Annotated in this window: 8 protein-coding genes and 2 pseudogenes; 2 read left to right on the top strand and 8 right to left on the bottom strand. The window is 68.8% G+C overall.

The window, feature by feature from the left end:
• Positions 1 to 338: 338 nt before the first annotated feature.
• The 3 genes and pseudogenes from ACZ7EG_RS25265 to ACZ7EG_RS25275 form a co-directional block, all read right to left on the bottom strand.
• On the bottom strand, positions 339 to 1,694 hold the full coding sequence (locus ACZ7EG_RS25265) for a serine hydrolase domain-containing protein (protein WP_471083119.1): 1,356 nt from the start codon (positions 1,692 to 1,694) through the stop codon (positions 339 to 341).
• A gap of 89 nt (positions 1,695 to 1,783) precedes the next feature.
• Positions 1,784 to 2,908 carry a cytochrome P450 gene (locus tag ACZ7EG_RS25270; RefSeq protein ID WP_471083123.1) on the bottom strand — a complete coding sequence of 375 codons (1,125 nt, stop codon included), beginning with the start codon at positions 2,906 to 2,908 and terminating at the stop codon, positions 1,784 to 1,786.
• 924 nt (positions 2,909 to 3,832) lie between these two features.
• Positions 3,833 to 4,013, bottom strand: a pseudogene (locus tag ACZ7EG_RS25275) (IS5/IS1182 family transposase); the annotation flags it as partial.
• Positions 4,014 to 4,719: 706 nt separating this feature from the next.
• On the opposite strand from ACZ7EG_RS25275, the gene ACZ7EG_RS25280 reads away from it, so the two are divergent.
• Positions 4,720 to 5,187: a cold-shock protein gene (locus tag ACZ7EG_RS25280; RefSeq protein ID WP_471083126.1), complete on the top strand. Its 468-nt coding sequence runs from the start codon at positions 4,720 to 4,722 to the stop codon at positions 5,185 to 5,187.
• A gap of 140 nt (positions 5,188 to 5,327) precedes the next feature.
• Here the strand turns inward: ACZ7EG_RS25280 and ACZ7EG_RS25285 are convergent, their stop codons facing one another.
• The 3 genes from ACZ7EG_RS25285 to ACZ7EG_RS25295 all read right to left on the bottom strand — a co-directional run bounded on the left by ACZ7EG_RS25285 (position 5,328) and on the right by ACZ7EG_RS25295 (position 7,334).
• A complete protein-coding gene (locus ACZ7EG_RS25285; protein WP_471083129.1) occupies positions 5,328 to 5,528 on the bottom strand; it encodes a hypothetical protein in 201 nt (66 codons plus the stop codon).
• Positions 5,529 to 5,662: 134 nt separating this feature from the next.
• Complete coding sequence (locus ACZ7EG_RS25290) at positions 5,663 to 6,040, bottom strand: recombinase family protein (RefSeq protein ID WP_471083132.1); 378 nt, start codon at positions 6,038 to 6,040, stop codon at positions 5,663 to 5,665.
• 235 nt (positions 6,041 to 6,275) lie between these two features.
• Positions 6,276 to 7,334 carry an ArsR/SmtB family transcription factor gene (locus ACZ7EG_RS25295; protein WP_471083135.1) on the bottom strand — a complete coding sequence of 353 codons (1,059 nt, stop codon included), beginning with the start codon at positions 7,332 to 7,334 and terminating at the stop codon, positions 6,276 to 6,278.
• A gap of 88 nt (positions 7,335 to 7,422) precedes the next feature.
• On the opposite strand from ACZ7EG_RS25295, the pseudogene ACZ7EG_RS25300 reads away from it, so the two are divergent.
• Positions 7,423 to 8,487 (top strand): annotated as a pseudogene (locus ACZ7EG_RS25300) (MFS transporter); the annotation flags it as partial.
• A gap of 541 nt (positions 8,488 to 9,028) precedes the next feature.
• Here ACZ7EG_RS25300 and ACZ7EG_RS25305 read toward each other — a convergent pair.
• Both ACZ7EG_RS25305 and ACZ7EG_RS25310 read right to left on the bottom strand, forming a co-directional pair.
• A complete protein-coding gene (locus ACZ7EG_RS25305; protein ID WP_471083138.1) occupies positions 9,029 to 9,481 on the bottom strand; it encodes a hypothetical protein in 453 nt (150 codons plus the stop codon).
• A gap of 1,888 nt (positions 9,482 to 11,369) precedes the next feature.
• The gene (locus ACZ7EG_RS25310; protein WP_471083141.1) at positions 11,370 to 11,588 is read right to left on the bottom strand and encodes a hypothetical protein; all 219 of its coding nucleotides are present in this window, start codon (positions 11,586 to 11,588) and stop codon (positions 11,370 to 11,372) included.
• Between the last annotated feature and the right edge of the window lie 164 nt (positions 11,589 to 11,752).

Consider the following 11,752-nt stretch of genomic DNA (forward strand, 5'->3'; position numbering starts at 1 on the left):
GTCCTTCGGGCGGGGGTGGCGCGCGGACCCGGCGCGCCGCTCTCGGGCGGCGCGTGGGCACGCCGGAGCGGTGCGGGGTCCTTGCGTACGGGGCGGGTGCGGGGCGCGATCGGACCGTGCCGGTGGCGCGCACGGCCGGAACGGTGCCGGTCCGGTACACGGCCGGAACGGTGCCGGTCCGGCGCACGGTCGTCGGACGGTGCCGGTCCGGCGCACGGTCGTCGGACGGTGCCGGTCCGGCGCACGGTGCCGGATCGGCGCACGGTGCCGGATCGGCGCACGGTCGTCGGACGGTGCCGGATCGGCACGCCGTCAGACGGTGCCGATCGGGCGCGCGGTCAGTGGGTGCCTGTGCGGCGCGCGGTGCGTCCGGAGATCTGCAGGCGATCGATGGCCCCGGTGGCGGGATCGCGGTGGAAACGACCGCCCGGTTCGACCCGGCCGGTGGCCGGATCCACCAGGTCGCAGGACAGGTCCGGATAGCAGACCAGCGGGATGGGGTAGTCGCCGTCGACGGACAGGGTCGGCGTGTCGTCCCCGTCGAGTTTGACCACGTACTCGGTGCCCCCGTTGCGGTAGGTTCCGGCGCACTCCGGGAGTGCCACGGCGAGTCCGCGGCGGGTGTCGGCGGTCGGGGCGGTGGGCACGCGAACGCCGGTCAGCCGGGCGAGTTCTGCGGCCATGTCACGCCACAGGGCGGTGGCGGCGCCCGCGTTGCCGGTGAAGGCGACGACGACGCCGCTGTCGGGGTCCGCCCGCAGGTGGCAGGAGGTGCCCTGGGCGTTCCCGTCGTGGCCGCACCACACCCGGCCGTCCTGTCGGAAGAGGGCCAGGCCCAGGCCCCAGGAGTCGGCGAGGGCACCGGGGCCGGCGGACGGCTCGGGGTGCCGCATCAGGTCGGCGACGGCGGCCGGCAGTCCGCCGGACCTGCCGATCACGGCCCTGCCCAGGGCGACCAGGTCCTCGGCGCTCGCCAGCAGCGCTCCGGCCGGGGCCTCCACCGGGGCGAGGTTCTGGTGGGCCGGGCGTACCAGGCCCGTCGCCGTGTTGAGGGCGTGGCCGCTGGCGAGCGGCCGGGCGGGGGTGGCGTCACCCAGGAAGGCGGGGACGATTCCCAGGGGCTCCAGGACGAGCGCTGCCACCGCTTCCTGCCAGGTCATGCCCGTCACTTCGGACAGGATGCGGCCGACGGCGACGTAGCCCGCGTTGGAGTACGAGAAGCCGGTGCCCGGCGGGAACAGGGTGTTCCGGGCGGTGCAGACCGCGGAGAGGTACCGGGAGGCGGTGGTGCCGACAGCGCTGTCGGAGTCGGGTCCGGTGGGGAGGCCGGCGGTGTGACTCAGCAGGTGACGCACCGTCACATCGGGTATCTCCCCTGATAAGTCGGGCAGCAGTTCGCTGACGGGTTCGTCCAGGTCCACGTCTCCGTCGTCGGCGAGGAGCAGGACGGCCGCAGCTGTGGCGGCCTTGGTGACGGAACCCAGGGGGACGGCCGTCTGCGCGGTGAACGGGGTGTTCGCCACGGCGTCGGCCGTGCCGGTGTGCGCGCTGAGGACGTGGGTGCCGGTGTGGACGGCCAGTTGGGCGCCGGGCACGCGGTGGACGCGCGCGAGGGAGTCGAGGTGGCTGCGCAACTCCTGTTGCAAGGAGGTCGACGGCCGGTGTGCGGCCGGAGCGGCGGTGGGGTACGGCATGGGGAGGTGACTCCTGGTGAGAGCGGGTGCGGGGAGGGGGATGCGTCCGGCCCGCGAGTGAGCGGTGCGGGTCGTGCGCGTCGGCGCGCTTACGGTCTGGTGACGAAGATCGGCAGGTGGCGTACGCCGACGATGACGGCCGGATTCTGGTACGTGACGTCGTCGTACGAGGGCACCGCGATGGAGGAGAAACGTTCCATCAACATCTGCAGAGCGATTCGGGCTTCCAGCCGGGCCAGGGGGGCGCCGAAACAGAAGTGGATGCCATGGCCGAAGGTGAGATGGGGATTGGGGTCGCGGGCCGCGTCGAAGACATCCGGTGCGGCGAAGCGGGAGGGGTCACGATTGGCGGCCCCCAGGTGCACCATCAGCAGGGTGTCGGCCGGGATCTCATGGCCGCCGAGGACCACCGGCCGGGTGGTGCGCCGGCCCAGTTCGGGGAAGGGCGGCAGCCAGCGCAGGACTTCCTCGACGGCGTCCGGCACCCGATCCGGATTCTCCCGCAGTGCGGTGAGCGTGCCGGGATGCCGGTCGAAGGTGACCATGGCGTTGCCGAGCAGCGCGGTGGTGGTGATGTGCCCGGCGACCAGCAGCAGGGCGACGAACCCGACGATCTCCTGGTCCTCCAGTCGCGTTCCGTCGACCTCGGCGGTGAGGAGTCTGCTCGTCAGGTCGTCACCGGGGTGGGCGCGGCGGTGCCGGATGTGGTCGAGTACGTAGCTGTTCATCTCGCGCACGGTCGGGGCGATGGCCTCGAGCGCCCGTTCAAGATCGGCCATGTCGAGGCTGTCCCCGAGCTGGTCGCCGCCGAAGAGGGTGGCGGCCCACTCCTGGAACAGCCTGTGGTCCTCGGCGGGGATACCGAGGAGTTCGGCGATCACGATGATCGGCAGCGGGTAGGCGAGGGTGTCGACCAGGTCGAACCGGTCGCGGTCGGCGACGCCGTCGAACAGCCGCGCGCACACGTCCTCGATGCGCGGTGCGAGCCCGTGAACCATTCGCGGAGTGAAGGCCTGACTCACCAGGGTGCGGAGCTTGCGGTGTTCCGGCGGGTCCATGCCGACGAAGTTGCCCTGCCGGAACGCCTCGAAGTCCTCCTGGGTGGGGGCGATCGGCGTCATGTCGGAGGAGTACGTCGCCGGGTCGGACAGGACCGCCGAGACGCCCTGGTGGTCCACGACGTGCCACTGCCGCCGCTCTTCGTCCCACGTCACGGGGCCCGCGTCGCGTAAGGACCGCCATCGCCCGGGTAACGCGTCAAGAGGCGATTCGGCCCCGGTCAGCTGTGTGCTTGTCACCGTTTCTCCTTGAGTGAGGGCGCGCGTGCCCGGCGGTGGACCACCGACGGTGCGCGGTGGCCGACCGCGGGCAGCGCTGGCCGTCACGGGTTCGGCCATCGGGGGTGTGGCACCGCCGGGCGGTCGCCGCTTCGCGCCGGGTGGACCATTGCGCGGCTCAGCCGGGTGGGCCCACTGAGGGAGACTGGCTTGTCCACCCCCCAGGGAATGCCGTCCCGGGCGTCAGCGGAACTGAGGACTGGACGGGGACGGTGGGGCGGCGGTTCCGAGCGGCCCGGACGCCCGCCGAGCAGCGGACAAGCCAGCACGTGCACAGCCCGGCGATACGCGCCCAGGGCACCTTGCAGACACCACCACGTCCCCCCAGTGACTTCTTCGCGCAGCAGTCCTGCGCTGAACTCCCCTGTCCTACGTTTCACGTGTAAAGAACGCGCTTCGACACGATCATTCCGGCCGAGTGCGCTCACAGTTTTCACGTTAGGTCACAGGATGGCAACCCCCCGAAGTTGAAGGGGAGGTGGCCGTTCAGCAACCCACCAAAGAGGGCGTGTATCCCGCTCTTTCACCCTCAAACCCAGAGTTTGAAGAGAAACTTGGGCCGCGTTACGACGCCTCGAGGCACCACCGCGTCCGTCATCCTCGGCCGCACGGCCACCCGCCTGCCGATTCGGTCACGACGGCCGGTGGACGGCAGTGGTGCCACAGGCGGCCTCAAGAAGCGCTACAAGACGACCTTCGAGGGTCTGAAATCGCAGCGCCGCCCTGTACCTGCCGAGCCATCTCTTTTCAGCCAACCCTGCCCATCAGAGCAACACGCTCCAGGTTGTGTGTGAGAAATGATCACTGTGCGCGGAGACGGAGGATGAGTGAGGCGATCCGGAGCCCGACGAGAAAGCGGGCGGCCGACTTGTCGCAACGGGTGGCGGCAGCACGGAACTGCTTGAGTTCTGCTGAAGCAGCGCTCTACGACGTCGCGGGCCTTGTACTGCTCAAGGTCGAAGTTCGGCGGCAGTCCCCCGGCCACCAAGGCGGCCGTCAGCCCGCGGCACCAAGGTGGAGAAGAGCGGCGCGGCGCGCTCGCGCCCACGGTTCGAGCACCCGCATTCGACGATGGAGACGGATCACAGCCTCCGCTTGCTACGTGCATTTCTGGCCAAGCAACACCGCGGTCGGGCGGCGCTCCTACGAGTCCGTCCTCCAGCAGCGTGCTCCCGACCTCCGGGCCGACACCGGGGCGATCAGGCGCGGGCCATAACCGGAAGCGGGCCGCGGACCGCTAGGGTCCGGCCGGCTCTTTCGTCCGGCTTCCGGTCAGCGAACACCGAGCTGCCCCGGGCGAGCGGTGAGGATTGATCCCCACTTCGGCGCATGCCTGCCGTTGATCACCAGGGGAAGCATCCGTGTCCTGCGCACGGGCCGGACCTCGAACCGTACGTCAGGCCCCCGCGTAGCCGTCGCTGTCCAGGTCCGCCGACGTGACCGCCTTACCGAAGCCGTCCGAGGTCTTGGCGCTGCCGGGGACACCGGTCGAGTTCTGGGTGATGGTCTGGGCGCTGCGGGCTCGCCGACGACCCGACGGGTGCAGGTTGTGAGAGTGAGCCAGGCGCCGAGGGTACGCCTCGCGCGCCCGGCGTGCGCGGGTTGCTGACGTTGGTGCGCGCAAGGATGCTGAATGCACCCCCCATGAAGTCTCTCTAACGTGGGGGTTATCTGTGCCCAGTGGTGTGGTGAAGTGGTTCGATCCGGCGCGGGGTTGGGGCATCATCGCTCTGGACGACGGCGGTTCCGATGCCGTCGCCCACCCTTCAACGGTCCGCGGCGAGGCGGAGCGTGAGCTGGTCGGGGGCAGGCGCATGCGCTTTGACCTTGCTTTGGATGCCACTGATGTCCGAACCGACAGCATCCGCCCTGAGGCTGCGGGGTACTGTGCGCCGGCCGAGGAGATGGAGGGTGACTCGACTTCGCTCACACCTGGATGGAGCGAAGAGGCGGCCTTCGAAGCCGAGGAACTGGCCTGCTGCCCATGGTGCGTGCAACTGCTGAAAGTCGGCGCCGACGACCAGGTAGCAGCGGACGGTCCACCGGAGCCCGCCGCCCTGTCCCGTGGGGTCGTACCCACGGCACCGCAGCCGGCCTGCATGATCCTGCTGGCACTCGTCGCGATCGCCGTTGTCACGCTGCTGGTCGTCGCCTGAACCGGCAACCGGCCCTGCCCCACAACCGCCTGAGAGCGGTCTCTTGCACGCCGCGTGCACGGTACGGCGGTGACGCGAAGGGTGTAGCCCATTGCCACGGCGTACGAGCCTGGGCCTCGTCGAGCGCGGCTCGCTCGGCATCATCCAGCTCGGCGGCGCGGAGGAAGTCTGCGACCTTGCCGGGCATCGAGGGTGACGGACAGTTCCGGGGCCGGCGCGCTCTCGTCGGCGGCGACGTGCTCGGGCAGGAGGTCTGCGAGAGCGGTACGGACGGCGCCGCGGCTGACGCCGTGCTCGCGGGCCAGGGCGACGATGGACTGGCCCTCCAGGTCGGTGCGCACGTCGGCGATCGTCTCGCCCGCAAGGGCGGGGCGGCGTCCGCCCTTGTGCCCTTGGCCTCTGCGGCCCGCAGCCCGTCGTACGTCAGCTCGCGTTGGAGGTCGTCGCGCTGGATTTCGCCGGCGGCGGCGAGGGTCTAGACCATGAACTCGGCGGTGGTAGCCAGCAGTTCTCCGGTGCGCGGATGGCGGGCGGTGAGGTCCATGCCGGAGACCGCGCCGTCGTGGATGCACACGGCGAGCCGGTCGCGGTGCGGGACGTCGAGCACGTCAAGGATGTGCCCGGTGCCGCGCACCAGGCGGAACATCTCGGAGATGTGCACAGTGTCGCCCGACCGCGCGTACGCCGGCAGTTCGCCGAACTTCGGCCGCTGGAGCGGTTGGAGGCGGCTGGAGGTGCCGGCCTCTTCCTCGAAGACGACGGGGTCCTCGATGCCGGCCTCGGCCAGGACGAGGTTCTGCCGGGCGGTCGACTGCTGGTCGGTCGACACGCGCGTGTAGACGAGATCGGCCACTCTTCCCCGCTTCTTTCGCCGCTTCGGGCCTCGGCTGTCATCTGCCCTGTCGTAACTGGCATCGGATCTCATTGGATCCGAGTCGTCGTCAGGCCCCGAAATCCGGGGCCCATTGGACGTCCGGCGAACCTGTCGTCATTCGATCGTTCGCCGACAGAGAGGGCGGCCGGGGCGGGGGCGCGGCTATTCGGGCAGCAGCCTGTCCTGGACGACGTTCTTCATGACCCGGTGGACGTCAGACGCTGGACGCCGGGGAGTCGGACGAGCTGCTGGTCGTAGAGCTGCTGGTCGTAGAGCTGCTGTGCTGATCTGAGCCATAGCCCGAACCGGCGACCAGCGCCTCGGCGAGCGGGGTGCGCCGGTAGAGCACCGACCGTCCGGACCGGGCGCGGACGAGCAGCCCGGCGCCTCGCAGGATGGCGAGGTGGTCTCCTACCGCGCCGGGCGCCATGGCGAGGCTTCGGGCGAGGTGGCTGGTGCTGGCCGGGGCGTCGAGCGCCACCAGCAGCCGGGCTCGGGCCCGGCCGACCAGAGCGGCCAGCGCGTCCGGTTGGGCGAAGGTCGCCGGTTCGCCCCACAGGGCGGCGGTGCCGCGGGCACGATAGACCAAGGTCCTGGGCCAGGGGTTTTCCAGGTGGGCTGCGATATGCCCGACGAAGACCGAAGGGATCAGCAGGAGCCCGTCGCCGGCGAGGCGGACTGTTCCGCCTCGGAAGAAGCCGATCTCGATACCGCCTGCGTGCCAGGCGATGCCCGGGTGCAGGCTCTCGATGGTCGTGGCCCATCCGTGTTCGCCGATCACACCCACCCGGTGCACGACATCGCGCTCACAGATCGCGCGCAGTTGCGGCCAGTCCGCGGCGAGCAGCTCGTGCCATGCCTGGTCCAACGCCTCGGCGATCCTGGAGACGGCGTCCGGCGAGTCCAGGACCGCGCGTACGCGGGGATCGCGGGCGGACGGGCCGGTCGCGGTGGTGGCGAATTCGCGGCGGGCCGCTTCCAGCGGCGTGGCCCGGATCATGGCCAGGTCGTCAGCCCAGGTCTGGTTGAGGCCTCGCGGAGGCGGAGCGACGAAGTTCGGTCCGCCGTGCGGGGCCTGCAGAGCGAGGCCGGCGTCCAGTTCGGTCTCGCGGCGCAGCCGTTCAAAGGCCGGCTGGAGCCGGGCGGCCCAAGCTCGCGGCAGCGGCTGGCCCTGGCCGATGAGCGACCGCAGCAGCAAGCAGAGGTCCAGCGCGGGCGACAGCGCGAAGCGGCTGCGCAGCAGGTCCTCGACCGAGACTTCGAAGCGCAGCACCCTGGGATGCTACCGCGGGACGTAGTTCCGATTCGTCCAGCGACGAATCATTGGTGAGTGGTATGGGCGCACGGCGAGGATGGGCGTCATGACCCCGACCGCCGAGCCCGCGCAGGGTAACCATCGTGCCACCTACCGGGAGGTGTTGGCCGAGCCGCGATTCCGGCTGCTCTTCTCAACCCGCACCGTCGCGATCACTGCGGACGCGCTGCGGATCACCACGTTCTCGGTTCTGGTCTTCTCGGCCACCGGCTCCGCGCTGCTGAGCGCACTGGCCTTCGGTATCGGCTTCATCCCGCAGTTGTTCGGCTCGCTGCTGCTGGGCTCACTGGCCGACCGACTGCCGCCCCGCGCGCTCATCACCGGCGGCTACGCCTTGACGTGCGCCGCCGCCCTGCTGCTCGCCCTGGTGCGGATGCCGATCGCGGCAAGCCTCGGGGTCGTGGCGCTGGTCGCCCTCGCCACACCGGTGTTTCACGGCGCGTCGAGTCGGCTGGTCGCGCAGTCGCTGGAGGGCGACGCCTATGTGCTGGGCCGTTCACTGAACAACATCGCTGCCTCCGGCGCGCAATTGTTCGGTCTGGCACTGGGAGGTGTGGTGGTCGCGGCACTCGGCCCGCACCGGGCGCTCGCGGTCAGCGCCGCCCTTTACCTCGGCTGCGCGCTTGCTATCCGCATCCGGCTGCCCCGACTGCAGCCGGGAGAGTTCGGCGGCACACCCGGCAGCGCTCGGGGCGATGGCGGGACCGTACGGACCAGCTTGCACGGTGCCGGCCTGCTGCTGCGCGGACAGATGGTGCGACGACTGATGCTGGCCCAGTGGCTCCCGCCAGCGTTCATAGCGGGCGCGGAAGGCCTGATCGTCGCCTACGCCGGAGGACGCCACTTCGCCCCCGGCTGGTACGCGGTGCTGATGGGCTGTCTGCCGGTCGGCATGCTTGTCGGTGACCTGCTGGTGGGCCGACTCCTACGGCCGCCCACCCGGGAGCGACTGGTAGTGCCGTTGATTGCGCTGATGGGACTGCCGCTGGTCGGCTTCGCTGCCGAGCCCGGAGTGGGCGTCTCGTCCTGTCTGCTGCTGCTCTGCGGCTTCGGATTCGCCTACGGTCTCGGCCTGCAACGGCCGTTCCTGGACGCCCTACCGCCAGATGGCCAGGGCCAGGCCTTCGGCCTGCTCGGCTCCGGCAGCATGACGCTGCAGGGCATCGGGCCGGCTTGCTTCGGCGCGGCGGCCGCAGGCATCGGAACAGGCGGCGCCATCGCTCTGGCAGGCGGCGCGGCGACGCTCACCGCCGGCTGGATTCTCACCTGGCACCCGACCACCTCCCGGGTCCCCGTACCGAACGACTCAACGGCATCAGAGAACGGCACCGAGCGGCATGCGTGTGGTTCTCCTGGGCAGTAGCCGTCGCAGGTCGGGGCGGCCGCGAGCCGTCACGCACTCCACCCCCACCCCCACGTCTCTCTGACAGACGGCGATCTTCCCCGAGGGCAGGGCCCGCCACCGTGATCTGATCTTCTTGCAGTGGCCGCGTATCAGATCGGCGAGCCAGTTCAGGGTGGCACTCGACAGCGGCAGGCGGGCAGTGTAGACAAGGCCGTCAGGGTCCTCGACGGGATGGTTGTTTTTCTTCACACCAAACTCAACTGCCGTCGGCGGCACGCGCGTTATGCCCCGCCGGCGCCACGCCTCCCTACGCCTGCGCGCGTGCGGTGAACCTGCCGTCGGGACGCTTGTGCAGCCAGCCGCGGTCGGCGAGCTTGGTCATCTTCGCCCGCAGCGGCTCCAGCTTGCCGCGCACCGAGGCGTCCAGGCCCAACCGTTCGCCGACCGCCCTGACCTGCACCGGGCCGTCGGCCTCCCGCACGATCGCCAGGATCTTGCGGTAGTCGCCGGGCAGCGCGCCCTCATCGGCCGTGTCGCTGCGGTGCGGGATGAGCAGGACTGCCCGCCCGGCCACCTTCGCCGATACCGGAGCGACAGCCCCGGCGTCGGCCTGGACCTGCTCGGCCAGACGGTTCAACACCCGCTCCGCGATTGCCAGTTCGTCCCGCTCGACCTGGACTTCCTGAAGCTGCTTGGCCAACTCCTCGGCGAGGACGTGCAGTTCGCTCCGGCGAGCGGTGATCCACTGCCGCTCCCGCATCCCGGACCCTCCCGCGATCTCGTGGCGTGCCGACCTGCCGACGGATCGTAGGCGGGGGCAAGCCGGGGGCGCAGCCGAACCAGGCATCCCACCGGAACCGGACCCACCCAATGATCTACACCAAGGTCATTGGCCGCCGACCGGCGCGAGTACCCCACTCGTCATTCACACCAGACCCGCGACCTACGACTTCGCGATGTATACCGCTCATTGGTGATTAAGATCAGTCATACGCCCATGCTGGCGCCTTACTTCGTACCACTCCACCCCACCTGCCCAACTCCAATACAACGAAGCTAAGACAGAAATTGATCACTCAAGCAGTGGATGAAAAAAGGTCACGGTATGAGTGACCTCTCCACTCTCCGAAACCTCCTCAGAGAACACGAACCTACCGTGCATGCTGCCGTCCACTGTCGACGATGAAGGGGAGTCTTCCACCCTTGACCCTCGATCGAATCCAGGGGCCTTCTGGGTAGCGATTTCATCAATCATCGCGCCGAGGTCCAAGGAGGGAGCACTGTCGACCCAGGTCTCAGTCCACCCTCCTTGAGGGAAGTCTCTCGGATCTCCAGAGCGTAGGTACTGGCGCATCGACTCCAATACACAATCCTCGACAGTGCGAGCAGCCTCCCGATTCGGAACGAGGCACCGATCAATCAGGACACCGCCCCGCGAGATGTGGGCAGCGACGCGGTCATACACCCTCGGCTCGCTATGCGTGATTCCAACCTTGATCAGCCCAAGGGGTAGAAAGTGGATCAGATATACCCAGTGAGGGAGATCCGGGTCGATCCCCTCTGCGCACCGCAAGCAAGGAGGGGCGCCAGCAGCGAGCGCGCAGATGGAGACCTTCCTGCTCGCACCACAGTCGGGCTCAGCACAGTGCGCAGAGACTGGATCCGATAGCTTCGCATACCCGTCGTGCTCTCGAATCAATCCGAACTTGCCGTAGAACTCGTTTTGCCAACCAGCTAACTTTGACGTGAAGCATACATAGCAATGCGTCCATGGCTTACTCGAACTCGAAAGTATGTGGACGGCGTTGAAGGTGTTCGGGGCAGCACAGAGTACGCACACGACATCGATCGACTCCCAAACTTCCCCGATACGGCTGATCATTTGACTCTCGGGAAGCGTCTTCCCAGACCCATCCACCATCTCAAAACCTGCTTCGCGGACCATTCGGGCCACGTCCCTCTGGTCCATCAGCCAGTGCTCTGGGTCCCGCGCCAGGCCGTCCTCATACATGCGGCGACCGACGCACCAGTTGCAGAGTTCAATACTTCGCGACTGGATCTCCTTGTACGGAATCGCCCCGGGCCTGCCACAGGTCTGGCACCGGTAGTTCCTCGGGGCCCCAGGAGATACAAAAGTCCCCTCTGGATCTACCTTGAGTGCACGGTAGATCGCATCGATACACTCAACACAGCGTCCTGGCTTGCCTTTGCGATTGGCACTCTCATTCTTGCCACACCTGGAACAGGGTCGGACTGCCATGGGGCCCCCTTCAGCACGATTGCCTCTACGAGGCTACGGGCGGGCACTGACAACGGGCCGGGGTAGCCATCCTCACCTCTCAGCGATCCCTTCGCCGCGCGCGGTCAGCTCACAGGGGGCATCGCGGACGGATGACCTTGTCGGTGGACTACCGCCCCGGACCTACTCGAGCCTCCCGATGCCTAAAAGCGCCTCGCGCTGCCGGTCCTCCACCAGCTCGACAGGGCACACCTCCGCGGCCGGCCACGCAGTCAGCGATTCTTCGTCGGCGCGCGTCGGCGGACGAAACCCCAGAGCCTCACGAATCTGCTTTCCGGTGCCGCTTCGCGCCCGGCAGGTCGTCCTTCGCCGGCTCCGCTGTCGGCACCTTCACCAGACTCGCGACGTACTACACCGCGGGCTGAGGGAACTCCTCGATGAACTCCGGGAACCGGGCCTCGATCTCGAAGAACTTCAGCATCAGGCAGAAACCGAGCCTCGTCGGCCCGGTCCTGTTGGCCACGAGCTTCCAGTCGCCGTCCGCCGGCGTCCAGCTCGCCAGCAACTCCTCCGGCGACCAATCCTGTCGAACACCCGCCCCTGTTCCGTCGACCTCCCAGGCGTTCACCCGGACAGTCCGACGGGGCGTCCCGCCACCGGGAATCGGGGCCCCGAACGTACGGGCGGGTTACCTGTTCCCTGGTGTCTGAGCTAGGACTTCGGGGCCATCTCACACAGTCCGCCGCACCGGCTGGGACGACGCCACCACGCGCAGGGTGCCGGCCCGGTCGA

It is taken from the genome of Streptomyces sp. NPDC037100, assembly GCF_055606225.1.